Raw genomic sequence first — 24915 nt, forward strand, 5'->3', positions numbered from 1 at the left:
CGATGCAATCCAGACTTAAACAGAAGCTCGAGCAGCAGCAACAGCAAGGCATCGATATGTCGCCCTTGCTGGATGTGGTATTTATCCTGTTGATCTTTTTTATTGTCACCACGGTGTTTGTGCGTGAAACCGGGGTTGAGGTGGACAAGCCTCAGTCTATATCCGCACAACAACTGGAGCAGACCGTTATTTTGCTGGCTATCACCGATACAGGTGAGGTCTTTTACGATGGCAGCCAGATAGGTGTGGCCGGTGTGCGGGGCACGCTGGAGCAGTTGCTGCGCACTCAGGCGCGGCCGGTGGTGATTCAGGCCGACAAAACCGTTGCCACCCAGTTGCTGGTCGAGGTGCTTGATGAGGCCAAACTGGCCGGTGCTAAAACCGTTAACCTGGCGACCAGAAACTGAGTATGCAGCGCATTACTCAACAGGCCAAGGCCACGCTGGTGAGTCTGAGTATTCTCAGTATGGCCCTCGCTCTGCTGTGGTTGGGGCAGGGCTGGCAGGCCAAAGAAGCCGAACAACTGACCATTCGCGAGGTGTCGGTTGCCATGCTGCCGCCGCCACCGCCACCGCCGACCCCTGTTCAGCAGGTCATAGCAGACGCGCCGATTAATCTGCAGGTAAGCGGTTCGGGCCCCAGTATTCAATTAACTAAGCCGGATGTACTCCAGCTAACTGCCATTCAGCCCCCTGCACCCGTTATGCAGATGGCCAGGACTGACTGGCAAAGTCTGGAGGTGGATTGGCAGGCATTCAGCCTGGATGAGCTGGATGGTTTACCAACCTTACTGACGCCATTGAGTATCAGATTGCCAGCCAGTTTAAGCCGCCAGGGCATTAAGCAGGTGCTGATCAAGCTGGAAATCCTGGTGGATGAGCAGGGGCAGGTAACCCTGTTGGACGTGGTGGAAAATCCACACCCGGAACTAAAGCCGGAGATCCTTAAGATGGTTCGCAGCAGCCGTTTTTCTGCCCCGAGCAAAGGCAACGAAACAGTCCGGGCCAAATTTATCTGGCCCATTAATATTAGCGAGTAAAATGCCAGTGAAGAATCCCCCCCTTGCCCTGTGGTTGTTATTATCCCTGTTTGCCGGTAAAGCGGTGGCAGGAGCAACAGTACAAGTTCAATTCAGTGAGCCTAAGTGGCAATTCTTGTTGAATAATCAGCCGTTGGCACAAACCGAAGCACAGCTGGCACCAACAGAGAGAAACTTTGCCCGCAGTGTTCAGCCCAGCTTAGCCAGCCAGGATTACCAGGCGGTGTGGCAGGCGTTCGCCGATCGTCCCCTGGCCCAGGACAGCGCCGCATTGCAGGTTCTGCGTGGTCAGGTGGCTTTGACCCTTAAACATTATGATCAGGCTGTATCGGCATTTCGCGCGGCGCTGAGCGCCATGCCTGAGCTGACACTGGCCCAGCAGGGTCTCAGTATGGTGTATATGCTGAAGCAGGATTACGCCAGCGCGCAGCCGCTACTGGCAAAAAGCATTGCTGCAGGTCGGGCCGATGCGCAAACTTATGGGCAACTGGCGTATGTTAATTTGCAACTCAAGGATGCCGGAAGTGCGATAGCCGGTTATCAGCAGGCACTTTTTCTGGAGCCGGACAATTTGCAGTGGCGTCAGGGACTGTTGTATGCATTGACCCAATCCCGCGCGTTTGCCCAGGCAGCCGGTCTACTGGAAGGTATGCTGGAAAAAAATGGCGATGATCCGCAACTGTGGCTGACCCGTGGCCAGTTGGCATTGCAGCAAGGTCAGCAGGAACTGGCGCTGAGTAGTTTGGAAGTGGCCTTGCGTCTTGGCGAGAAAAGCGCTGCTAATCTGGCTCTCGCCGCGCAGCTTCATGTTCAGCAGGGCAGTATGCAAAGGGCGGTGGCATTGCTGGAAACTGGGCTGAAGCTTGCCGATATTCAGCCCCTGGTGACCACGCTGGAGCAAACGACCGCATGGCTGGCCCATCAGCAGCAGTGGCCATTACTGGACAAACTGTTCGCTAACCTGGATAAGCATATGGCCGCGCTACCTAAGGTTACTCAAGCCAGAATCAAAGTGGTTAAAGCCTCACAAGCAACGCAGGCGGGCCGTCAGGAACAGGCTCAGCGCTGGTTAAACGAAGCCATTGAGGCCGATCCGGCCAACAGTGAAGCCGCGCTTAACCTGGCAACGCTTTTACATGAGAAAAAACAGTGGCAACGGGCTCGCAGCTTCTATGTCCGAGCCAAGGCCTTGGCTGACACATCTGAGCGGGCCATACTGGGGCTGGCACAGCTGGAAATCGATCAGGGCCGTTATCAGGATGCGCTGACACTGTTAAACGAGATCCTGCGCAAACAACCCGGCAGATCTGATATAGCAGCCAATATTCGAGCGCTGGAAACCCTGGTGCGGCAGCAAGGAAGGAGCTAACAGGGCGTATGACGCCCTATGGCTAAAATGTGTAGCTGAATTCACTGCCCAGAATATGCACATCATCGCCCGTGCCATCCAGTAACATTAGATAAGCGCCCACTTTCAGATTGTTATCGATGGCTAGCTCCGCACCCAGCGCACTGCGGCTTTGGTTGTACTTACCCTTAGTGGCGTTAAAGAAATATTCATAACTGGCGTACAGGCCAATGTTGTCAATTTTTTTGCTGAGTTTGCCGCGCACTCTGGGACGCAGTGAATAATCACCGTCGAACCAACGATTCTCTAAACGCACCCGAATGTCTGCGTTGTAATCTGACAGGCGCAGCTTGTAACTGGCAAAGGGGGTCAGGCGCTGTTCATCCCGGTATTGGTCTTCTACCGGGTCGCTGTCCTCCACTCTGAATTCCAGACCGGCACTCAGCGCGTCGGTAAGCTTGGTGCTGGCACCGAGTTTAACATTGAAGTGGTATAAACGGCTCTCGTCTTCCAGCATGCGTTGGTCACTGCCCAGAAACACCGCATAGTCACCCAATTGGGTATCCAGCTTCACACCATTCCACCACTGGTCCAGCGCGTGGGCATTAGCGGACAGCATAAACAAAAAAGCCAGCATCATTGGCCGGCCCCTGGCAATAGTCATCGAATGCATCAAAACTCCACCTGTCACAAAAGTGACTTAAAAATGTCACAAAAATGTCACGGGCGGATTATACGGAGGGCTAAAAGAATAGCAACGGGAAGTTCAGTCGACGATACTATTCCACCATCAAAGAGGAGGAGGTGATAGTGCTAGCGCGTCTGGGTAGCCAGATGGCCAGCAACAGACCGACGCTTGCAATCAGCCAGGCCCAAAGGTCGCCGAATCTGGCATAAGGTGTTTGGCCGCGGTAACGTGGTACATCGCTGACCAGCACCCCTTGTTCAAACTGCGGAAGGTCAGCCAGCACCTGGCCATTGGCATCAATAATGGCGGTAATGCCGTTGTTGGTGGCGCGCAGTACGGGTATGCCAAATTCCCTGGCCCTGACCTGAGCAATTTCCAGGTGTTGATGCGGACCATGAGAATGACCAAACCAGGCGTCGTTACTCACGGTCAGAATAAAGTCGGTATCGGCATGCAGATTGGCACGAATTTGTGCCGGAAAGGCGATTTCAAAGCAAATGGCCGGGGCTAGGCGCAGGTTGTTGGCCAGCAGGTTGGTTTGCTGGTAATCACCGCGGCTAAAAGATGACATGGGCAGATCAAATAACGGCGCAATACCGCGCAGCCAGTCTTCGAAAGGGATAAATTCGCCAATAGGCAGCAGGTGGTGCTTGGCATAGCGATTTGCATGGGGGTAACGATAATGCCCTTGCGGCTCGCCATGCTGACTGCCCAGCACAATTAGGTTGTTAAAGGCGTCACGGCTTTCAAAATTGTAGTTAACGATACCGGTAATTAGTGCGGTGCTATGCGCAGCGGCCTCTTCGTCCAGTTCATGCAGGTAGTTAAGGGCCAGCGGTTCCAGTTTAGGGATAGCGGCCTCCGGCCAGATAATCAGGTCCGCGTCCCAATGACTCTGAGTCAAACGTCGATACAGGTTCATGGTTGGCAGGTCCTGTTCTGGCACCCAGCGCAGGGATTGCTGGATATTGCCCTGCACCATCACCAGTTTGCTGGTGTCACTGCGCTTTTCAGTCCAGCTTTGCTGGCCAAGTACATACCCGGCAATTACAAGAATACCAATGAGTGACAAGGCCGGCAGATATTGACGTTTTGGCAACATTAAGCCCAGCGCACAGGCCAGGGTAATCAGCAGCACGGATACGCCGGTTTCGCCAATCACAGGCAGAAAGCCACCCAAGGGACCATGAAGCTGGCTATAGCCTATAGACAGCCAGGGAAACCCGGTCAGCATCCAGCTTCTGAGCCATTCACATAGCAGCCATAGAAAACCAATAGCCAAAGGCCAGTAAGGCAGGGCGATATAACGCACCAGTAACTTGATTGCCAGGGCAGGGTACAAGGCCAGATAGGCGCACAGTAACAGCATCAGGCCGATAGAGGCGATAAGTGGTAAGCCGCCGAAGTCGGCAATACTGACATGTACCCAGCTGATGCCGGCCCCAAACCATCCCAGACCGAAACAGAAACCCTGTAAAAAGGCAAACTCCCGACCTTTATGCTGTAGTTGCCAGAACAATAATGACAACAGCAATGGTGCGATAAACCAGTGCCCGAACGGGGCATAAGAAAGGGTTAAACCTGCCCCCAGCATCAAGCTGAAAAGGCAGGTGGGCAGGCGTTTAGCCGCCTTGTTCTTCGGCGTCATCCTTTTTCGGCAGGCTTACTTTTAATTGGATTAGACGTCGTTTGTCCGCATTGGTAACACGAAACTCAATACCATTGATTTCTACAAACTCGTCACGCATGGGCATATGGCCAAACGCACGTAGCACAATACCGCCAATAGTATCGGCTTCTTCTTCGTCAAAGCCGGTATTGAAGTAGTCGTTGAAATCCTCAACCGAGGTCAGCGCCTTGACCGAGAAAGTACATTTGTTTAATGGCCGAATGTCGTCGGTTTCGTTTTCTTCAACGTCGTGTTCGTCTTCGATTTCGCCAACAATCAGTTCAAGAATATCTTCAATGGTGGCAAGACCAGACACCCCGCCATACTCATCCACCACAATGGCCATATGGTAACGTTCCTGGCGAAATTCGCGCAGCAACACATCCACGCGCTTACTTTCCGGCACGATAATCGCCGGGCGCAGAATATCCTTAAGCTTGAATTCTTTCTCTGGATTAAAACCGTATTCAAGCAGATCCTTGGCCAGCAGAATACCTTCGATATGGTCTTTGTCTTCGTTGATAACGGGGAAGCGAGAATGGGCTGATTCCAACACCACTGGCAGGAATTCCGCCACAGTTTGATCAATACCGATAGTGACGATCTGTGCTCTTGGGATCATAATGTCCCGCACCCGCATCTCACTGATTTCCAGCACCCCTTCGATCATATCGCGGGTGGCGTTGTCTATTACGTCACGTTGCTGGGCTTCGTTGATAACTTCAACCAACTGATCCCTGTTTTGCGGTTCTCCCGACAGGCTCTGGACTATTTTTTCCAACCAGCCTTTATTGGAAGAACCGTTGCTAGAGTGGGGACTGTCGTCGCTCATAGGCTCCAATCTTGTATTTCAATGAGGGGCTATCATTCCCGATCCTGGTAAGGATCGTCAATGCTTAATTTGGCCAGAATGCGGATTTCTAAACTTTCCATCTCCTCGGCATCAATGTCCTCTATATGGTCATACCCCAGCAAATGCAAGGTGCCATGAATGCACATATGTGCCCAATGATGCAAAAGAGGCTTGTGTTGCTCAGCGGCTTCCCGGCTGACCACGCCAGCACAAATCACCAGATCGCCCAGCAAATCCAGCTCAATACCCGGAGGGGCTTCAAAAGGAAAAGACAACACATTGGTAGCGTAATCCTTGCCCCGGTACTGATGATTCAGCTCGCGACTTTCCACTTCATCCACCAGACGGACAGTGATCTCGCCCTGTTCCAGTTTGACTTCATTGAGCACCGCATCCAACCATGCCTGAATCAGGTGCTCGGGCGGCAGATCTTGTGCGTCACTGGCAATTTGCAGGTCTAATTGGGCGCTCACGGCTTATGTTCACCCTTATCTTGCTGGCTGCGCTGTTGCGCTTCGGCACGTTTTAATTCTTCCTGCTGCCGTTCATGCTCTTCGTACGCCAGTACGATCCGACTGACCACTGGGTGGCGAACCACATCGGTAGCATCAAAGAAGTTAAAGGAAATATCATTTACATCCTTCAGTACTTCAATAGCATGGCGCAGACCGCTGCGTGCACCGCGGGGCAGGTCAACCTGGGTGATATCACCGGTAATCACCGCTTTGGAATTAAAGCCGATACGGGTCAGGAACATTTTCATTTGTTCCACCGTGGTATTCTGGCTTTCATCCAGAATGATAAAAGAGTCATTCAGAGTGCGGCCGCGCATATAGGCGAGTGGCGCGACTTCGATTACGTTGCGCTCCAGCAGCTTTTCCACCTTTTCAAAGCCGAGCATTTCAAACAGGGCGTCGTACAGGGGGCGCAGGTATGGATCGACCTTTTGCGACAAATCGCCAGGTAAAAAGCCTAGTTTTTCACCGGCTTCCACCGCGGGGCGGGTCAGCAAAATGCGGCGGATTTCCTGGCGTTCCAGCGCATCAACCGCGCTGGCTACTGCCAGGTAAGTTTTGCCGGTACCGGCCGGGCCAATCCCGAAGCTGATATCGTGATTAACGATATTCTGTACATATTGGGACTGATGTGGATTGCGCGGCTTGATGACACCACGCTTGGTCTTGATATGTACTTCCTTGCCATATTTACCCGCTTCGGCCTGTTCCAGGCATTTTGCTTCCTGAATGGCCAGATGCACCTTCTGTGCATCCAGATCAGGGATTTGGCCTTTGACCGGCTGGGTTTCAATATACAGGAGTTTCAGCAGCTCCGCGGTGGCCATGGTTTGCTGTGCCTTGCCCATGACCTTAAACAAATTGTCGCGATAACTGATTTCCACCCCAAGGCGGCGTTCGATTTGCTTGATATTGTCATCAAAGGGACCACAGAGGCTGGAAAGGCGCTTGTGGTCGTTGGGTTCCAGTACCAGTTCGTTACTGACCAGTTGATTGGGCAAAGATACTCTCCTGCTTAATGCATACTGATGGGAATATATTGACCGACACCCAGATTGTCGGGCTGTTCGGCCTGTTTCTGAATAATGCTCTGTGGTGCAACACTGACCCGCAGCCCCATATCGGCTTCACGGCGCACAACTTCACCACGCAGAGAATTGGCGAATACATCGACAATCTGTACATCAACAAACTCGCCAATCATATCGTCGCTGCCAACGAAATTGACAACCCGGTTGTTCTCGGTACGACCACACAGCTCACCGGCGTCTTTCCTGGATGGGCCTTCCACCAGAATACGTTGCTCGGTACCTACCATCTTACGGGCGATGTCCATGGCCTGCTGGTTGATACGTTGCTGCAGCAAATATAAGCGCTGCTTTTTGGTTTCTTCGCTGACATCATCCGGCAAATCTGCCGCTGGCGTGCCAGGACGTGCACTGTAGATAAAGCTGAAACTTAAATCGAAACCTATGGCCTGGATAAGATCCATGGTGGCCTGAAAATCGTCGTCGCTTTCGCCGGGGAAACCAATGATAAAGTCTGAAGACATACTCAGGTTGGGGCGGATCTTTTTCAGACGGCGGATCCTGGACTTGTATTCCAGTGCCGTATGGCCGCGCTTCATCAGGGTCAGAATGCGGTCTGAGCCACTTTGCACCGGCAGATGCAAATGGTCCACCAATTCAGGAATGGCGTCATAGGCCTCAATAATGTCATCGGTGAACTCCACCGGATGCGAGGTGGTATAACGAATACGATCAATGCCGTCTATGGCCGCCACCAAATGCAGTAATTCTGCGAAAGTACAGATACTGCCGTCATGGTTAACGCCGCGAAAGGCATTCACATTCTGGCCAAGCAGGTTCACTTCACGCACGCCCTGTTCGGCAAGCTGAGCAATTTCATAGATTACATCATCGGCCGGGCGGCTGACTTCTTCACCACGGGTGTATGGCACCACACAGAAACTGCAATACTTGGAGCAGCCTTCCATAATGGACACAAAGGCACTGGGGCCTTCTGCGCGGGGTTCTGGCAAACGGTCAAACTTTTCAATTTCAGGGAAACTGATGTCCACCACCGGGGAATGGGTGCCTTTGACCTGATTGATCATCTCCGGCAAACGATGCAGGGTTTGCGGACCAAAGACGATATCGACATAGGGCGCGCGGTCACGAATATGCTCGCCTTCCTGGGAGGCAACACAGCCACCCACGCCGATAATCAGGTCGGGGTTTTTCTTTTTCAGGGTCTTCCAGCGGCCCAACTGGTGAAACACCTTCTCCTGAGCTTTCTCGCGGATGGAGCAGGTATTCAGCAGAATGACATCGGCATCCTCAGGATTTTCGGTTGCCTGGTAACCATGGGTGGAATCCAGCAGGTCAGCCATTTTCTCCGAGTCGTACTCGTTCATCTGGCAGCCCCAGGTTTTGATGAATAGTTTCTTGCTCATACTGCTTAAGTAAAACCCTAATAAGTAAAAAAGAAAGGCAGTGGGCCTTTCCTTGTTAATTTGGTCCGTGATGAACCGGGTATTTTACCGCCACTGGCGGCAGGTTGCCAGCTAATCACCACAACCATCGTTGCCGAATGGTCAGATTGGCGGCCCAGATAATCAATAGGGTGCCTGCCAGTAAGCCTGCAGAGACAGGTTCCTGCCAGAACCAGTAGCCGAGAAAGGCAGCAAACAGCACACTGCTGTAGGTTAACAGGCCAATGCGCACCGGCGATGCCAGTTGGAAGGCTTTGGTCATCAGCAACTGACCGATAGCCGCCATCAGCCCCATTAACAATAACCAGGGCCAGGCTGCATCTGGCATAGGTTGCCAGTTGTACAACAAGGGGAACAACGAGACACCGGTGGCCAGGCCGGTAAAATAAAACACGATACGCCCCGATGGTTCAGAGCCTGACATCTTTCTGATAGTGCATTTAGTGAATGCGACAAAGCAGGCGCAGCAAAGTGCTAACAATACATAGATATTCCAGCCGCCGGACTCGGGACGCAGCACAAAAGCGCAGCCAATAAAGCCAAGACCAATGGCCATCAGACTTTTCTGGCTGATACGTTCCTTGAGCCAGAAAAAAGCAATTATAGGTACGATAAACGGGGCAACCAACAGGGCCATCATGGCCTGGGCCAGAGGTAAATGAGCCAGCACGTAAAAAAAGCAATACATACCGACTAATCCTGAGGTGGAACGCAGTAAATGCAGACCAAATTGCTCGGTCTTCAGTCCCGACAGGCCGACGCGGAACAACCAGGGCATTAAAAATACCAGCGCAAACAAGTTGCGGAAAAACACCAACTGCGATTGGCTTAAACTGTCACTTAAATATTTGACCAGTGCGCCAACCCCGGCAAATAAGGCTTCGGCCACAATCAGGCACAAGGCCCCGAGCAGCATGGGAGAACGCATACAACACCGTTAGAAGGGAATTCACCGGCTATTCTAACAGAGCTCAGTGCTGGATGCGGCCAACTGTCGTAAATAAATGCGGCGACTTATTGCTGCTCGGTTTCCTCGGTGGGCAAGGTTCCAGCCAGAGGCGGATTGCTGACCATGGCCTGTACGGCCAAAGCGCCCATCACCTGATCGTCAATATCCTGCTCCAGATTGTCATCAATATCTTGTTTTACCAGCAGGTATTGATACTCCATATAGCTGGTGGGTTTATTTAACTGATAGGTAAACACATAGCGAGGAACTTCCTCATCCTTATTCAAGGCGGCCAGGCTTGCAGTGCTGACGGTTAAACAGACAATTGCTACTGAAGTGAATGCTTTCATGTTTGGCTCCGGTTGGTATGACCATTCGTTATATTTGTAGCTGCTACTGGCAAAAAGGTTGGGTTCAGGATGTAAGCATTTTTGTCAAACGGGCTATTTGGCCTTGCCTTGTTACAAGTCAAAGAAAAACTGTCAGTGAGCGACGAAACAGGTCGGTTTAACGTGCTATCCTTGCCGGCAAAGAACCATGGAAAAGATGGCATGCAGGATTTTGATATTGTGGTGGCTGGCGGCAATATGGTGGGGGCAGCGCTGGCCCTGGGGTTGACCAGACTGGGTTATAAAGTGGCCGTCCTGGAACCCCATATGCCAGCGCCTTTTGACAGACTACAGCAGCCGGATATCCGCGTCTCGGCTATTAGTCTGGCGTCTCAGCGCTTACTGCAACAACTGGAAGCCTGGTCATATATCCAAGGCATGCGGGTTTGCCCTTACCGCCGCTTATCTGTATGGGAAGAGCAGGGAAGAACCGACTTCTCGGCCGCTGAGCTGGATGTCCCACATCTGGGTCACATTATTGAAAATCGTATTGTGCAACTGGGTTTACACCAGGCCATGGCTGATAAAACCGTTGTGTGGTTTGAACAGGCACTGCTGTCAGTCAGGCAGGATACAAAGCATCTGCAACTGACCCTGGCTGACCAAACTGTGCTGCAATGCCGGCTGTTAATAGGCGCTGATGGTGCTGCATCTAAGGTCAGGACGCAGGCCGGTATCGCCACCCATGGCTGGCAATATGCTCAGCAGGCCTTGGCCGTATCGGTAAAAACTCACAGCCCTATGCAGGATATTACCTGGCAGCAGTTTACGCCATCCGGACCCATGGCATTTCTGCCGTTATTTGACGGTTATGCCTCGCTGGTGTGGTATCACAGTGCTGATGAGGTAAAACGCCTGAAAAGGTTGCCTTTTGAGCAGCTTAAAACACAAATCTGCCAGTCCTTCCCTGATGAGTTGGTGGACTTTAGTGTGATGGAAACCGCCAGTTTCAGCCTGACCCGAATGCATGCCAATCATTATTATCAGGGCCGTATGGTACTGGCCGGTGATGCTGCCCATACCATTAATCCATTGGCTGGTCAGGGAGTAAACCTGGGATTTAAGGATGTCGCTTGTTTGTTGGAACTACTTGGCGACAAACAATGGCTGGACGACAGCAGTAAGCTTGATGATTTGTTGGGGCAATACCAGCGCAAACGCTACAAAGACAACCTGCTGATGATGACCGCGATGGATGGGTTGTATGCGACTTTCAGCAACGCCTTGTCACCCGTTCGTTTGTTACGCAATTTAGGGCTGGGATTGGCCCAGCGCGCCGGGCCCCTGAAAAAACAGGTGACCCGCTACGCCATGGGGCTTTAAAATCAATAAAAATACCAGCCCCTGGGTATTCAATGCTGGAGTATTCGGAGTGTGGGAAAAGCAATCTGGGCCTTAGCGGTATGTTTTAAGCCGAACAATTAAGGCTAATTCATTTAAATACAAGTGCTTATTTACAGGGTAAACTTTGCGTTAATTCATTGCATAGGCTCCTGGGAAATCTGCATGTCGGTCAACAACACGGAAGAATTTTATCAACAGTTAGGCCGCAATCTTTCTGATACTATGGCCTATATCAGGCAACATCCAGCGTTAATTCTGTCGGTGCTATATCTGTTGGCCAGTACTTGTGGCCTTATGTATATCCATGCTTTATTAGCTCAGTTCGAGGTTGATGGGCTTCAACATATAGAGCTGGCAGACTTCTTTTTAGCCGTGATTGCTAAACCCACCCCAATGGTAGCCTGGCTGGGTATCAGCCTGTTGGTTTATGGCTTCTACATGCTGGATAAACGACTGCGAGGCCGATGGAGCTGGTATTGCCGTTTTTCTGATATTTCCAGTAAGCCGTTTTTCAAATTCAATCCACTTTTGGTGTTTGTACTGATGTTTGGCTTCTTTCTTTATTGGTATGCGATGATCGTAGCCCAGGCCGACAGCGCCAGTATAAAAGAGGGTAAAGGGCCAGGCTTTAAAGTCTTTACCCAATATGCCATAGGCTATCCAAAGGAAACGCCGACCAACCTGATCCTGGATGATGTACAGATTATCGTCTCGACCAGCCGGTATTTATGGCTGTTTGATAAAAACAATCAGCAGGTGCTGATGCTGCCACATGCTAATGTGGCCAGCATCATGCCTTTATCTGATCAGCCTATCGCACTGCTACCCCAATCAGACATAACTCACTGATTATCTAGCTTCGCCATTGCTCGGTTTGGCCCTGAATATCACAGTTGCCATGTCGATATTCTGGGGTCTGACCGGCTTTGCGCTGCGCCAGATAGTCGCGGCTGACATTCACTATGGTCGGTGTCAGCCACACAATAGCGATGATGTTGATAACGGTCATCAGGCCCAGCGCCATATCTGCCATGGCCCACACCTGGGGCAATGACGCCATGGAGCCCCACAGGATCATGGCTAGGTAGCCTGCGGTATAAACACTGCGACCGGCTTTGTTATCCAGTTTAAACATATGCAGGTTACTTTCGCCGTAGGCGTAGTTGGCTACCACCGACGTGAAGGCAAACAAACTGATGGCAGCTGCGACAAAATCATTGCCACCGCCACCTAAATGAAAGGCCATGGCGTCCTGGGTCATACGAATGCCTTCCATATGCTCGCCCTGAGAGCCGCCAGCTAACAGAATGATCATGGCGGTACAGGTACATAACACCATGGTATCCAAAAACACCCCCAGCATCTGCACATAGCCCTGACTGGCTGGGTGGTTGGGATTGGGCGTGGCACTGGCTGCTGCGTGAGGCACACTGCCAGAGCCCGCTTCATTAGAATACAGGCCCCGCTGAATACCGTGCTTAAGGGCCGCGCCAAAGGCCCCTCCGGCCGCTTCCTGTAAACCAAAAGCCGAGGTGATGATGTTATACAACATGGCCGGTACCTGCTCGATATTCAGCAGGGTGATACCAATGGCGACCAATACATAGCTGATGCCCATAAAAGGCACCATCCATTCGGAGAAACGCGCAATGCCGCGCAAGCCGCCAATCACAATCACACCGGCCAGCAGAATAATCACCACACCAGCATTAAGGGTTGGGATCCCATAGGCATGATTCAGTGCATCAGTAATGGAATTGGCCTGTACGGCACTGAAGATAAAACCATAACCAAGAAATAAACACAGAGAAAAGGCGATGGCCAACCAGCGCTTATTGAGCCCTTGTTGTATGTAATAGGCCGGACCACCACGGTATTCGCCGTTGGCATCTTTTACTTTGTAGAGCTGACCTAAAAGGCTTTCAGCAAAGCCGGTGGCCATGCCTAAAAAGGCAATCACCCACATCCAGAACACCGCACCGGCGCCTCCCAAAGAGATGGCCACCGCCACGCCGGCCAAATTACCGGTACCAACCCGGGCAGATAAACTGGTGCACAGCGCCTGAAATGAACTAATACCGGCCTTATCATGCTGGCTGCTGCCTTTTAGAAGGCTGAACATATGACGAAACTGGAATATCTGTACGCCACCAAGGCGAACGCTGAACCAAATACCGGCGAGAATTAGCATGGCAATGAGTAGCCAGCCCCAGAGTACGCCGTTAACGGCGGAGACGATGTCGTGGATCACTGTTGCTCTTTATTCTTATTGGACTTCTGGACGCCTATACTGGCGTGATTGCGAACAACTGTCCAGCCGCACGGCTATGATAAGGGCGATAAAAAGCAAAAAGCCGATCAGAGACCGGCTTTTCTTAATATGGCTGGGGTAGCTGGATTTGAACCAACGCATGGCGGGATCAAAACCCGCTGCCTTACCGCTTGGCGATACCCCAAAAGGGTCAAAACAATACCGAAGAAATTGGCTGGGGTGGCTGGATTTGAACCAACGCATGGCGGGATCAAAACCCGCTGCCTTACCGCTTGGCGACACCCCAACATGGTGCGGAAGGAGAGACTCGAACTCTCACGCCGTGAAGCACTGGAACCTAAATCCAGCGTGTCTACCAATTTCACCACTTCCGCATTGATGGTGGCTACGGCGGGATTCGAACCTGCGACCCCAGCATTATGAGTGCTGTGCTCTAACCAGCTGAGCTACGTAGCCATCTTCGGTACTCGTCTTGAGTGGCGCGTATTATGCTGATCCTCTTTTGGAGCGTCAACCCCTTTTTTGACAGCTTTGTGTCAAGTGCTCAGTATCTGTTCACTGCGGCGTAAATTCTCCGCAGTTGGGTGAAAATATCCGCGAAATCGACGTTAGTTTTGCAAAGTGATTGAAGGTATTGGGATTATCAGCAAAACAAAAGTGGCAAAAACGGTGGTGTTTTCTGCCACTGCTAAAGAGTTTGCTATTAGAAAATGACTGACAGCCAGAAAAAGACATTAAAAAACCCGGCGAACCGGGCTTCTATCATTATACGTTGAAGCGGAAGTGAATCACGTCACCGTCTTTAACAATGTAGTCTTTTCCTTCCAGACGCCATTTCCCAGCATCTTTTGCACCGGCTTCGCCTTTGAACTCAACATAGTGCTCAAAACCGATGACTTCAGCGCGAATAAAGCCTTTTTCAAAATCCGTATGAATCTTTCCTGCCGCCTGAGGGGCTGTGGAGCCGATTGGAAAGGTCCAGGCCCGCACTTCCTTCACGCCAGCGGTGAAATAGGTATTAAGACTCAACAGGCTGTAACCGGCGCGAATAACACGGTTCAGACCTGGCTCTTCCAGGCCCATATCCGCCATAAATTCGTGGCGCTCTTCATCATCCAGCTCGGCAATTTCCGATTCAATGGCGGCACACACGGCCACGACCACGGCGTTTTCGGCGGCGGCAATGTCCCTGACTTTATCCAGGTAAGGGTTATTGTCAAAGCCATCATCATTGACGTTGGCAATGTACATGGTGGGCTTGAGGGTCAGAAAGTTCATATAGGCAATGGCCGCCAGCTCTTCTTTTTCAAGAGCGACCATGCGCAGCATTTTGCCTTCATCCAGGTAAGGTTTGATCTTTTCCAACACCTGCATTTCGTATTTGGCGTCCTTGTCTCCACCTTTGGCACGCTTGCCTACACGTAGCAATGCTTTTTCGCAGGTTTCCAGGTCTGACAGGGCCAGCTCGGTGTTAATCACGTCAATATCACCAGCGGGATCCACCTTGCCAGCCACATGCACGATATTATCGTTGTCGAAGCAACGCACTACATGGCCGATGGCATCAGTTTCGCGGATATTGGCCAGGAACTTGTTACCCAGACCTTCACCTTTCGAAGCGCCTTCTACCAAGCCTGCGATATCCACGAACTCCATGGTGGTGGGGATGACGCGCTGGGGATTGACTATTTTTGCCAGTTCATCCAAACGGGTATCCGGCACGGGTACCACGCCGGTATTGGGCTCTATTGTGCAAAATGGGAAGTTGGCTGCCTCAATTCCGGCTTTGGTCAGCGCATTAAATAAGGTGGATTTACCCACATTGGGTAAGCCCACTATGCCACATTTAAAACCCATGTTGATTCCTCAAGTTATTCCGCTTTAAACGAGTGCAGGCGATTCATCGCCTTGGTCATCCCGTCTTTCAGCAATATGTCGGTGCATCGTATGGCTTCGTCAATAGCCGCATCGATAAGTTGTTGTTCTTCGTTACGCGCTTTACCCAGTACATGCCCGGTAACCTTTTGTTTATCGCCGGGATGGCCTATGCCAATGCGTAAGCGGTGAAAATCTTTATTGTTGCCTAATTTGGCAACAATATCGCGGATGCCGTTCTGACTGGAACTGCCGCCGGTTTTCAATCGTACAATGCCCGGTGGAAGATCAAGCTCATCAAACGCCACCAGCAGATTTGCCGGTTGGATCCGGTAAAAATTAGCCATCGCGCCAACGGCTTGGCCGCTGCGATTCATAAAGGTCAGGGGAAGCAGCAAGCGCACATCCTGACCGGCAATAGTGCCGCGTCCGGTAAGGCCGGAAAATTTGTTTTCCAAATTCAGGGAAATGCCATGTTGGCGGGCGAGGGCAGTAACAAACCAGGCACCTGCATTGTGCCTGGTTTTTTCGTACTCGGGACCTGGATTGCCCAGGCCCACGATCAGCTGGATATCAGCCAAGAGGATTATTCCTCAGTCTTGGCTTCTTCCTCGCCTTCAGCAGCAGAAGCGCCTTTAGCAGCCTTAACGGTCACAACGGCCTGGTCGTGATCGGCACCTTTTGCCAGTTCAACCAGCGTTACACCTTTAGGCAGCTTCAGATCAGACAAGTGCAGAGTTTGACCCAGTTCAACCGCAATCAGGTCAACTTCAATAAACTCTGGCAGGTTGGCAGGCAAGCAGCTGATGGCTACATCTGCAACATGGTGCTCAGCATGACCGCCGTGAGTTTTGATTGAAGGCGCTTTGTCTTCGTTGATGAAGTGCAAAGGTACGTTGGTGGTCAGGGCTTGCTTGGCGTCAACACGCAAAAAGTCAATGTGCGTGACTTTTGGCTTGTAAGGGTGACGCTGCATGTCTTTGACCAGGGCTTCTACTTTTTTACCGGCAATGTTCAAGGTCAGAACATGGCTGTAGAATGCTTCGAATTCCTGGGCTTGCAGCACTTTGTTGTGCTCAAGAGTCAAAGAAACAGGCTCTTCGCCAGCACCGTACAGGATAGCAGGTACTTTGTCTTCACGACGCAGGCGGCGGCTCGCACCTTTCCCCAGGTCTGTGCGGACTTCTGCATCCAGATTAAAAATCGCTTCAGACATAATTTACTCCAAATAGTGGGTGGAATTTCGCGACCAAAATCCCACAAATGATAAATACCTTTAGAAAAAAGGCGGCGAATTCTACCACCGCTGTTTGGCAGAGACAAGGATAAGGAGAATCTGGAGGGGGCTTACATACGGTTATCTTTATTGGATATCTGACTGTCATCCAGCACTTTGATACTCAGGATTTTAATCGGGGTACCATATTGTTGGATGGTCAGCAGATCCGGGACGGTTTGCGCTTCAACTTCGACAATTAAACCGTCACGTCTATGCTCCTGACTTAGCCCCATAGGGTGGTACTTGCCACCATCCGCGGTGTCGATAGCATAAAAGCCGCCTTCGAAACTTTTGTATTTCACCGTACCGGTAAACTTAAGCTTCTGCACTTTATTGGCGTCATTTTTCATGTCTACCTCCTTTTTAGTGGCAGTGACAGGTTGTGTGCTCTGTGCCTGACATGCCGCCAGCAGACCAACAAATAACCAGCAGAGTGTTCTTCGCATGGGCTATCCCTAATCTAAGTTTGAAGCAGTATACAATACTGAATCAAGGGCATAAAAAAAAACCGCATAGGCATGCGGTTTTCTTACATCTTGCTGTTTGCAATTAGTATTCAAACATAGCGGAGATGGATTCTTCGTTACTAACCCGGCGGATAGCCTCAGCTAACATATTCGACAAACTTAGTTGCTTAACTTTGTCCAGCGCCCGGATTTCTGCTGACAGCGGGATACTGTCTGTGACAACGATCTCATCAATAACGGAATCCTTCAGGTTCTGCGCTGCATTACCTGAGAATATTGCATGAGTAGCATAAGCAAATACCCGTTTGGCACCATGCTCTTTAAGGGCCAACGCCGCTTTGCATAGTGTGCCGCCGGTATCAATCATATCGTCAACAATAATGCAGTCGCGGTCCTGAACATCACCAATAATGTGCATCACCTGGGAAACGTTGGCCTTTGGACGACGCTTATCGATAATCGCCAGGTCCAGATCATTCATCACTTTGGCCAGGGCCCGGGCACGCACTACGCCACCGATATCCGGTGATACCACCACAGGGTTATCAAACTGGCGCTCCAGCATGTCTTCCAACAGAATCGGTGTACCGAAGGCGTTATCCACTGGGACATCAAAGAAGCCCTGAATCTGCTCTGCGTGTAAATCCACTGTCAATACACGGTCTACGCCAACATTAGATAAAAAGTCAGCCACGACCTTTGCGGTAATCGGCACCCTGGCACTGCGTACACGGCGATCCTGACGGGCATAACCAAAGTAAGGGATAACCGCGGTAATACGCCCTGCAGATGCGCGGCGCAAAGCGTCGATCATCACAATCAGTTCCATCAGATTGTCGTTTGTCGGAGCACAGGTGGATTGGATAATAAAGACATCAGAGCCGCGCACGTTTTCGTGAATTTCGACACTGATTTCGCCGTCGCTGAATCGTCCTACACTGGCATGGCCCAGTTTGGTGTAGAGTCGGTCGGCGACTTTCTGGGCGAGTTCTGGTATGGCATTACCAGCAAATAGCTTCATATCCGGCACAGTAGGATCCTCAGTAGGCTATCAATAACAAGGTTCAAAAAAATGGGGTCAGGGTAAAATTCACGTATTCACAGGTGTTGTCTGACAAATCCCGGCTGTGTAATTTTACCCTGACCCCATTTTTCTGTTTGGCAACTGGTTGACGCATTAAGTCTAGCCGTTTTTCCATTGCTCAAGTTGACTGTGCAAAGGAGAAATATTGACCCCTTGAGCAACAAACCCTGCGAATTCTGCCGGCATTGCCTGCAGGACTTTCACGGCCTGGGATTGGTCTGGAAATACGGCGAAGACACAGGAACCCGTGCCCGTCATTCGCGACGGCGCGTATTCTAACAACCAGTGTAACAGCTTTGCAACTTTAGGATGGTATTGGCACACCAAAGTCTGGCAGTCGTTAGCCGTGCTATCAAAATGATAATCCTGCCACTGCATAGTGGGGGTGTTTCTGGGAAGTTCGGCATGGCGGAAAATTTCTGCCGTTGCGATATGCACACCGGGGCTGGCCACCAGAAACCAATGCTTTGGTTGTTCGGTATCGACAAATTGTTCTCCGACGCCACTGGCGAAGGTGGTACGGCCATGCACAAAGACCGGCACGTCAGCGCCAAGCTGCAATCCAAGCGCTTCAAGCTGCTCAAGTGTCAAGCCACATTGCCAGAGGGTATTGAGTACCACCAGGGTGGTGGCGGCATTGGACGACCCTCCGCCGATACCGCCCCCCATAGGTAACCGTTTGTCTAACCAGATGTTGGCGCCCTGACTAACGTGGCAATACTGCTTCAGTAAACTTGCCGCTTTAACAATAAGATTATCTTCATCGGCGACACCGGGCAGTGGGGTCATCAGTTGAATGGCACCATTGGTGGTGGTTTCAAAGGCTAACTGGTCTCCCTGGTCAAGCAATTGAAACAAGCTTTGCAGATGATGGTAACCATCCTGGCGTCGTCCGGTGATATGCAGAAACAGATTTAACTTGGCCGGAGACGGCCACCAGGTCAGTTGATTTGCCATGTATTTACCCGAATTTTAATAAGCTCAGTAGGGGTCTTAAGTTCCAGATTGTAGGGCAAAATGTAGGCGCCAGTTGGCCGGTAATCGCTCATATTTACCTGCCATCCCTGTGCGGTATTTAATTGTTGTAACAGACCATTGTCAGAAAACAGTGGTCGGGTATCGGGTGAAACCTGGCCTTTGATCCACAGGGGAATTTGCTCTACCGGAATGGGCCAGCCGGTTAACTCGTATAACAGTTCGCTGGCATTTTGGTGTTGATAGTCTTTGTCTTCGTATTCCAGGGTGACCAGTGCACCGTTTTTATGCAATGTCAAAATACGTGTACCGATAAAACTGCTCAGGCCCAATTCATACTCGTCTGGCGATTGCTGCCAGTTTAAGGTGGCACTGAAACGCTCTTCTTTACCTTGGTAGGCCAATTTGCCATTGATACGCCAGCTGTGCAGGTTTTGCAGCTTGATTTGATTGGCTTTGGCGTCAACGGAGTAGGTTACATCCGGGCGGGTGGTGCAGGCACTCAACAGGCTGAGCAACAAACAAGCACCAAAAAGGCAAAAAAACGAACGGAACATTGACGAAATCCGGGTCTTGAATGGCCGCTATGGGAACACAGATTGCCCGGTGCTTTCAATAGGTTTGGCTTTTGCGTACAATGCCACGCCGTAATCCTTGGCGCGTAAAGACACTAAACACCCACATGGCCCTAATTGCACTCGGTATCAATCACAACACGGCTCCTGTGGATGTCCGAGAGAAAGTGGCGTTTTCGGCGGATGCGCAGCTTGACGCCTTATTGTCACTTCGAAATGAACTTGGCAGTCAGGAGTCGGTGATTCTTTCCACTTGTAATCGCACAGAGATATATGCCCAGCTTGATGCTCAGCAACAGCAGGCTTTGTTGGCCTGGCTGGCCGACTTCCATAATCTCGAGCAGCAAAGTCTGCAACCCAACAGTTATGTATATCAGGAGCAGGATGCAATCCGCCACCTGATGCGTGTGGCCAGTGGTTTGGACTCACTGGTACTCGGCGAGCCGCAAATTCTCGGACAAGTGAAGCAAGCCTTTGTCAGCGCCAAAGACAGCGGCATGGTAAGCAGTGGTTTTGAGCGACTGTTTCAACAGACCTTTGCGGTGGCCAAAAAAGTGCGGTCAGACACGGATATCGGTGCCAATGCTGTCTCTGTGGCCTATGCCTCGGTGCAACTGGCCAAGCATATTTTCTCTTCTCTGGACAAGATTAAAGTCCTGTTGATTGGGGCCGGTGAAACCATTGAGCTGGTGGCGCGCCATCTACATGAACAGCAGGTAAAAAGTATGCTGGTGGCCAATCGTACCCTTGCCAGGGCTCAGGAGCTGGCTGATCCCATTGGTGCAAGAGTCATCACGCTGGCGCAAATACCAGAGCACCTGGCAGAAGCCGATATTGTGATCAGTTCCACAGCCAGCCAGTTACCGATTCTGGGTAAAGGTGTAGTGGAAAGAGCACTAAAAAATCGTCGCCATCAACCTATGTTTCTGGTGGATCTTGCTGTGCCCAGAGATATAGAAGCTGAAGTGGCGGAGTTGGATGACGCCTATCTTTATACGGTAGATGATCTGCAACAGATTGTGCAGCAGAATCTGGCATCCAGACAAAGTGCCGCGCAAAAAGCCGAGCAGATGATAGACCTGGCGGTGCAAGAGTTTCTTCAATGGCATGGCGCCCAAGCATCGATGGATCTGGTGCGGGACTATCGGGCCCAGAGTGAAGCAAATAAATTTAAGTTGCAGGAGCGCGCGCTCAAGCAACTGGCAGATGGCAAAGACCCGCAGGACGTCATTGTCGAGCTGGCAAACAAACTAACCAACAGCCTGATCCATGCGCCAACCCAGGCTATTAAGGAAGCAGCGCTAAGCCAGGATACAAATAGTCTCAACCTGTTACAGCGGGCTCTGGGATTGGAAAAGATTTAGGAAAACCGAGATTCTATGAAAGCATCTGTATTGAACAAATTGGAATCCCTGATGGAGCGCTTTGAAGAAGTGCAGGCGTTGTTGGGCGACGCCGGGGTGATTGCCAATCAGGAAAAGTTCCGCAACTTGTCCAGGGAATACGCGCAGTTGGAGGAACTGGTAAAGTGCTTCAGAGCCTACCGCCAAGCGCAGCAGGATTTGGTTAGTGCTCAGGAAATGCTGAAGGAAGAGGATCCTGAGATGCGTGAAATGGCGGAAGAAGAAATTAAAGCCGCCAAACACAGCTTAGAGGAATTAGAGACTGAGCTGCAGGTGTTATTACTGCCCAAGGATCCTAACGACGATAGAAACTGTTTCCTGGAAATTCGTGCCGGAGCGGGTGGCGACGAGGCGGCCATTTTTGCCGGGGACCTGTTTCGTATGTACAGTCGATATGCAGAAAGCCGCAGATGGCGAGTGGAAGTGGTCAGCGCTAATGAAGGCGAACATGGCGGCTATAAGGAAATTATCGCCAATGTAATGGGGGACGGCGCCTATGGTATTCTGAAATTCGAATCCGGTGGACACCGGGTTCAGCGCGTTCCCGAAACCGAATCCCAGGGGCGTATCCATACATCGGCCTGTACCGTGGCGGTATTACCTGAGTTACCTGAGTCCGAAGCCATTACCATCAACCCGGCAGAGCTTAAGGTGGATACCTTCAGGGCCAGTGGTGCCGGTGGTCAGCACGTAAACAAAACCGACTCGGCTATTCGTATTACTCACTTACCCACCGGGTTGGTGGTGGAGTGTCAGGATGAGCGCTCCCAGCACAAAAACCGTGCTAAAGCCATGTCGGTGTTGCAGGCCAGGTTAAACCAGATGGAGCAGGATAAACGTGCACTGGAAGAAGCCAGCACCCGTCGTAATCTGGTGGGCAGTGGCGACCGGTCTGAGCGCATACGAACATATAACTTCCCACAGGGCAGGGTCACAGACCATCGCATTAACCTGACCTTATATAAGCTAGACGAAATTGTTGAGGGCGATCTCAACGGTATTCTTGAGCCAATTCGCCAGGAACACCAAGCCGATCTGCTGGCGTCGCTATCCGATGAAGGCTGATGATCTGACGATTCAGGACGCGTTACAATGGGCCAGGCAAGTGCTGAGCGATTCTGAGTCGGCTGCCTTAGATGCCCGAGTGTTACTTTGCCATAGCCTTGATGTCTCGCCGGTTTATTTGCACACCTGGCCGGAAAAACCTTTGCAAGAAAATCAATGGGTTGCGTATCAGGCATTAATTGAAAAGCGTAGCAAAGGCGTGCCTGTGGCCCATCTGACCGGGCGACGGGATTTCTGGAGTCTGACCCTTAAGGTTAACAATTTGACCTTGATCCCACGGCCGGAAACTGAATTGTTGGTGGAAACGGCGCTGGCGCTGTTTGATCACAGCCCTATTAATGTATTGGATTTAGGCACGGGCACCGGGGCCATTGCCCTGGCATTGGCCAGTGAACGACCAGGCTGGCAGGTGATAGGGGTTGACTTTGAGTCACAGATTGTTGAACTGGCCGAACAAAATGCCCAGTTGAATCAACTAACTAATGTCAGGTTTTTGCAGAGCCATTGGTTTAACAATGTGCCAAAGCAGACATTCTCTCTGATCCTCAGTAATCCACCTTACGTAGAACCCGACAGCCCCTTTTTGCAGCAAGGGGATGTGCGCTTTGAACCTTTGTCTGCTTTGACCGCAGATGAAAATGGATTGGCAGATATTCGCCAAATTATTTCTCAGGCCAGCCTTTATCTGGTCGATTCCGGTTTCCTGTTACTGGAACATGGTCATAGTCAAGGGGAAGCGGTCAGACAGTTACTTGAGCAGGCGGGTTTTGCACAGGTGGATACCCTGAAGGACTTGGCTGGACTGGACAGATTGAGTATGGGGCAATGGCACGTATAAAGTGCGTGTTGGCCTTTTGAATTTGAATGGCATCTATACTCAGAAGGTCAATACGCTCTGGTCGCTTTTACTTGCCGTCCTGCTGAAACAAGCTATTCTGCTAACTGATTGAATCGACAAAATTTAGCTTTTAATTGGCAGACTGGAGGCGCCATGATGTCCGATGACCTGTTGTTCCTGGATGAGTCTGATGATGAAATCATTGAGGAAAGAAGTACCTGGAAGGTTTTAATCGTTGACGATGAGCCCGAAGTGCATGCCGTCACCAAGCTGGCCCTGAGTGATTTTGTCTTTCAGGACAAAGGTATTGAGTTTATTAGTGCTTATACCGGTGCTGAAGCAAAGAAATTGTTTCTGGAGCATGATGACATTGCCATTGTGCTGCTGGACGTTGTGATGGAAACCGATGATGCAGGTTTGCAAGTTGCTGAATTTATTCGTGGTGAAGCCAACAACCATTTTACCCGCATTATTCTGCGCACCGGACAGCCAGGTCAGGCACCGGAAAAACATGTCATCATCAACTACGATATCAACGACTACAAATCCAAGACGGAGCTGACGGCACAGAAGCTGTTTACCGTGGTTATTGCCACCCTGCGCTCTTATCGCGACATTATGGTTATCGAAGAGAACCGTAAGGGGCTGGAGAAAATCATATCAGCCTCTGCAGATCTGTTCAGCATTCATTCTCTTGAGCACTTTATTGACGGCATAGTACAGCAACTGTCTTCGTTGTTAGGCGGCACACAGGACGCCGCTTATATTACCTCTGCGGTGGCAGGCCCCCGTCCTATCGATAACGATGTGTCCTCTGATTTCTATGTGTTTACCGGCAAAGGCGACTTTGCCGATCATGAAGGTAAACCTCTGGATAATGTGCTGAGCGGTTCGCAACTGGATGCCTGCCATCAGGCGTTGCGTGAAAGGGAAATCGTTTATGCCGAAGAATATCTGGTCGCTTACTGCAACAGCAAAACCATGCGTGGCTCGTTGTTGTACTTGTCTGGGTTGCCGCGCAAATTAACCGAGACTGACAAACGCTTACTGGAAATTTTTGCTCAGAACGTGCAGATTGCCTTTGACAATGTACTGCTGACCAAAGATATCGAAGATACTCAGCGGGAAATTGTCGAGCGCTTAGGCCAGGCTTTGGAAAAGGAAATGGGCGGTGGCAAGCATATTCAACGAATGACGCTGATGTGTGAGTTGCTGGGCCGGGAATATGGTCTCTGTGACGAGGAACTGGACATACTCAAGTTGGCCGTACCATTGCACGATGTCGGTAAATTAAAGATCCCAGAGTCCATTTTGCTCAAGCCTGGCAAACTAAACGCTGAAGAGATTGAAATTGTACGGAATCATGCAGAGTTTGGTTATCAGCTTCTTAAGGATTCCCGTCGTCCAATCATAAAAGCGGCCGCACTGCTGGCCAGGGACCATCACGAATACTGGGATGGGCAGGGTTATCCACGTGGATTGAAAGGCGATGAAATTCATATTTTTTGCCGCATAACCGCGCTGGCCGACGTGTTCGATGCATTGCATGCCAAACGTTGTTACAAAGAAGCCTGGCCGCTGGATAAGGTACTGGACTTAATTAAGTCGCAGCGCGGCAAGCAGTTTGACCCCAGGTTAGTGGATATCATGCTGGCCAATCGGGATAAAATAGAGGCTATTTGCTATGCCTATCCGGACAACTTGCCAGAATCGCCATGCAGCTAATGCTAGTTGGTTGACAATATTGATATTGAGTTGCGGTTTTAACCTGAATTCATCGCAAAAATAGCCAGT

General features: G+C 50.9%; 25 protein-coding genes and 4 tRNA genes. 9 read left to right on the forward strand and 20 right to left on the reverse strand.

Annotated elements, in window-relative coordinates:
• The first annotated feature begins 2 nt into the window (after nucleotides 1-2).
• The 3 genes from CSR04_RS21510 to CSR04_RS21520 are packed head-to-tail and all read left to right on the forward strand — an operon-like array spanning nucleotide 3 to nucleotide 2408.
• On the forward strand, nucleotides 3-407 hold the full coding sequence (locus CSR04_RS21510) for an ExbD/TolR family protein (RefSeq protein WP_102798406.1): 405 nt from the start codon (nucleotides 3-5) through the stop codon (nucleotides 405-407).
• 2 nt (nucleotides 408-409) lie between these two features.
• Nucleotides 410-1039 (forward strand): energy transducer TonB, encoded by a 630-nt coding sequence (locus CSR04_RS21515; protein ID WP_102798407.1) that lies wholly within the window; start codon nucleotides 410-412, stop codon nucleotides 1037-1039.
• A gap of 1 nt (nucleotide 1040) precedes the next feature.
• A complete protein-coding gene (locus CSR04_RS21520; protein WP_102798408.1) occupies nucleotides 1041-2408 on the forward strand; it encodes a tetratricopeptide repeat protein in 1368 nt (455 codons plus the stop codon).
• Between the two features lie 22 nt (nucleotides 2409-2430).
• Here the strand turns inward: CSR04_RS21520 and CSR04_RS21525 are convergent, their stop codons facing one another.
• From CSR04_RS21525 to CSR04_RS21560, 8 genes are all read right to left on the reverse strand, one after another.
• Entirely contained in the window at nucleotides 2431-3060 is a 630-nt protein-coding gene (locus tag CSR04_RS21525) for a DUF2490 domain-containing protein (RefSeq protein WP_102798409.1), read from the reverse strand.
• Nucleotides 3061-3166: 106 nt separating this feature from the next.
• Nucleotides 3167-4723 carry an apolipoprotein N-acyltransferase gene (gene lnt / locus CSR04_RS21530; protein ID WP_102798410.1) on the reverse strand — a complete coding sequence of 519 codons (1557 nt, stop codon included), beginning with the start codon at nucleotides 4721-4723 and terminating at the stop codon, nucleotides 3167-3169.
• Nucleotides 4698-5576 carry a CNNM family magnesium/cobalt transport protein CorC gene (corC, locus tag CSR04_RS21535; RefSeq protein WP_102798411.1) on the reverse strand — a complete coding sequence of 293 codons (879 nt, stop codon included), beginning with the start codon at nucleotides 5574-5576 and terminating at the stop codon, nucleotides 4698-4700. The genes lnt and corC overlap by 26 nt, the downstream gene beginning before the upstream one ends.
• A 32-nt stretch (nucleotides 5577-5608) precedes the next feature.
• On the reverse strand, nucleotides 5609-6070 hold the full coding sequence (gene ybeY / locus CSR04_RS21540) for an rRNA maturation RNase YbeY (protein WP_102798412.1): 462 nt from the start codon (nucleotides 6068-6070) through the stop codon (nucleotides 5609-5611).
• The gene (locus CSR04_RS21545) at nucleotides 6067-7113 is read right to left on the reverse strand and encodes a PhoH family protein (RefSeq protein ID WP_102798413.1); all 1047 of its coding nucleotides are present in this window, start codon (nucleotides 7111-7113) and stop codon (nucleotides 6067-6069) included. The genes ybeY and CSR04_RS21545 overlap by 4 nt, the downstream gene beginning before the upstream one ends.
• Nucleotides 7114-7127: 14 nt before the next feature.
• Nucleotides 7128-8567 carry a tRNA (N6-isopentenyl adenosine(37)-C2)-methylthiotransferase MiaB gene (miaB, locus tag CSR04_RS21550; RefSeq protein ID WP_102798414.1) on the reverse strand — a complete coding sequence of 480 codons (1440 nt, stop codon included), beginning with the start codon at nucleotides 8565-8567 and terminating at the stop codon, nucleotides 7128-7130.
• 115 nt (nucleotides 8568-8682) lie between these two features.
• A complete protein-coding gene (locus CSR04_RS21555; protein WP_102798415.1) occupies nucleotides 8683-9534 on the reverse strand; it encodes a DMT family transporter in 852 nt (283 codons plus the stop codon).
• Nucleotides 9535-9620: 86 nt separating this feature from the next.
• Nucleotides 9621-9905, reverse strand: coding sequence for a hypothetical protein (locus CSR04_RS21560; RefSeq protein WP_102798416.1), 285 nt, complete (start codon nucleotides 9903-9905; stop codon nucleotides 9621-9623).
• Between the two features lie 201 nt (nucleotides 9906-10106).
• On the opposite strand from CSR04_RS21560, the gene CSR04_RS21565 reads away from it, so the two are divergent.
• Both CSR04_RS21565 and CSR04_RS21570 read left to right on the forward strand, forming a co-directional pair.
• Nucleotides 10107-11267 carry an FAD-dependent monooxygenase gene (locus CSR04_RS21565; protein ID WP_102798513.1) on the forward strand — a complete coding sequence of 387 codons (1161 nt, stop codon included), beginning with the start codon at nucleotides 10107-10109 and terminating at the stop codon, nucleotides 11265-11267.
• 183 nt (nucleotides 11268-11450) lie between these two features.
• Nucleotides 11451-12137: a hypothetical protein gene (locus tag CSR04_RS21570; protein WP_102798417.1), complete on the forward strand. Its 687-nt coding sequence runs from the start codon at nucleotides 11451-11453 to the stop codon at nucleotides 12135-12137.
• A 4-nt stretch (nucleotides 12138-12141) separates the two neighbouring features.
• Here the strand turns inward: CSR04_RS21570 and CSR04_RS21575 are convergent, their stop codons facing one another.
• From CSR04_RS21575 to lolB, 12 genes are all read right to left on the reverse strand, one after another.
• On the reverse strand, nucleotides 12142-13539 hold the full coding sequence (locus tag CSR04_RS21575) for an alanine/glycine:cation symporter family protein (protein WP_102798418.1): 1398 nt from the start codon (nucleotides 13537-13539) through the stop codon (nucleotides 12142-12144).
• 130 nt (nucleotides 13540-13669) lie between these two features.
• Nucleotides 13670-13744 (reverse strand) — tRNA-Gln (locus CSR04_RS21580).
• A gap of 27 nt (nucleotides 13745-13771) precedes the next feature.
• Nucleotides 13772-13846, reverse strand: a tRNA-Gln gene (locus CSR04_RS21585).
• A 3-nt stretch (nucleotides 13847-13849) separates the two neighbouring features.
• Nucleotides 13850-13934 (reverse strand) — tRNA-Leu (locus tag CSR04_RS21590).
• Nucleotides 13935-13939: 5 nt separating this feature from the next.
• Nucleotides 13940-14016, reverse strand: a tRNA-Met gene (locus CSR04_RS21595).
• Nucleotides 14017-14325: 309 nt separating this feature from the next.
• Nucleotides 14326-15417, reverse strand: a complete 1092-nt coding sequence (gene ychF / locus CSR04_RS21600; RefSeq protein WP_102798419.1) for a redox-regulated ATPase YchF — start codon at nucleotides 15415-15417, stop codon at nucleotides 14326-14328.
• A gap of 14 nt (nucleotides 15418-15431) precedes the next feature.
• Nucleotides 15432-16016, reverse strand: a complete 585-nt coding sequence (gene pth, locus CSR04_RS21605) for an aminoacyl-tRNA hydrolase (protein WP_102798420.1) — start codon at nucleotides 16014-16016, stop codon at nucleotides 15432-15434.
• Between the two features lie 5 nt (nucleotides 16017-16021).
• Nucleotides 16022-16651 carry a 50S ribosomal protein L25/general stress protein Ctc gene (locus tag CSR04_RS21610; protein ID WP_102798421.1) on the reverse strand — a complete coding sequence of 210 codons (630 nt, stop codon included), beginning with the start codon at nucleotides 16649-16651 and terminating at the stop codon, nucleotides 16022-16024.
• A gap of 131 nt (nucleotides 16652-16782) precedes the next feature.
• Nucleotides 16783-17160 (reverse strand): hypothetical protein, encoded by a 378-nt coding sequence (locus tag CSR04_RS21615; RefSeq protein WP_146027228.1) that lies wholly within the window; start codon nucleotides 17158-17160, stop codon nucleotides 16783-16785.
• Between the two features lie 103 nt (nucleotides 17161-17263).
• Nucleotides 17264-18211, reverse strand: a complete 948-nt coding sequence (locus CSR04_RS21620; protein ID WP_102798423.1) for a ribose-phosphate pyrophosphokinase — start codon at nucleotides 18209-18211, stop codon at nucleotides 17264-17266.
• Between the two features lie 153 nt (nucleotides 18212-18364).
• Nucleotides 18365-19222, reverse strand: coding sequence for a 4-(cytidine 5'-diphospho)-2-C-methyl-D-erythritol kinase (gene ispE, locus CSR04_RS21625; RefSeq protein WP_102798424.1), 858 nt, complete (start codon nucleotides 19220-19222; stop codon nucleotides 18365-18367).
• Nucleotides 19207-19797 (reverse strand): lipoprotein insertase outer membrane protein LolB, encoded by a 591-nt coding sequence (gene lolB / locus CSR04_RS21630; protein ID WP_102798425.1) that lies wholly within the window; start codon nucleotides 19795-19797, stop codon nucleotides 19207-19209. The genes ispE and lolB overlap by 16 nt, the downstream gene beginning before the upstream one ends.
• A 125-nt stretch (nucleotides 19798-19922) precedes the next feature.
• On the opposite strand from lolB, the gene hemA reads away from it, so the two are divergent.
• From hemA to CSR04_RS21650, 4 genes are all read left to right on the forward strand, one after another.
• Nucleotides 19923-21179: a glutamyl-tRNA reductase gene (hemA, locus tag CSR04_RS21635; protein ID WP_102798426.1), complete on the forward strand. Its 1257-nt coding sequence runs from the start codon at nucleotides 19923-19925 to the stop codon at nucleotides 21177-21179.
• A gap of 15 nt (nucleotides 21180-21194) precedes the next feature.
• Complete coding sequence (gene prfA, locus CSR04_RS21640) at nucleotides 21195-22283, forward strand: peptide chain release factor 1 (protein ID WP_102798427.1); 1089 nt, start codon at nucleotides 21195-21197, stop codon at nucleotides 22281-22283.
• Entirely contained in the window at nucleotides 22273-23121 is an 849-nt protein-coding gene (gene prmC, locus CSR04_RS21645; RefSeq protein ID WP_102798428.1) for a peptide chain release factor N(5)-glutamine methyltransferase, read from the forward strand. The genes prfA and prmC overlap by 11 nt, the downstream gene beginning before the upstream one ends.
• Nucleotides 23122-23277: 156 nt before the next feature.
• Nucleotides 23278-24846 carry a DUF3369 domain-containing protein gene (locus CSR04_RS21650; protein ID WP_102798514.1) on the forward strand — a complete coding sequence of 523 codons (1569 nt, stop codon included), beginning with the start codon at nucleotides 23278-23280 and terminating at the stop codon, nucleotides 24844-24846.
• Nucleotides 24847-24915: the final 69 nt, after the last annotated feature.

Source organism: Bowmanella denitrificans, assembly GCF_002887595.1.
In the GTDB taxonomy this organism is placed as follows: domain Bacteria; phylum Pseudomonadota; class Gammaproteobacteria; order Enterobacterales; family Alteromonadaceae; genus Bowmanella; species Bowmanella denitrificans.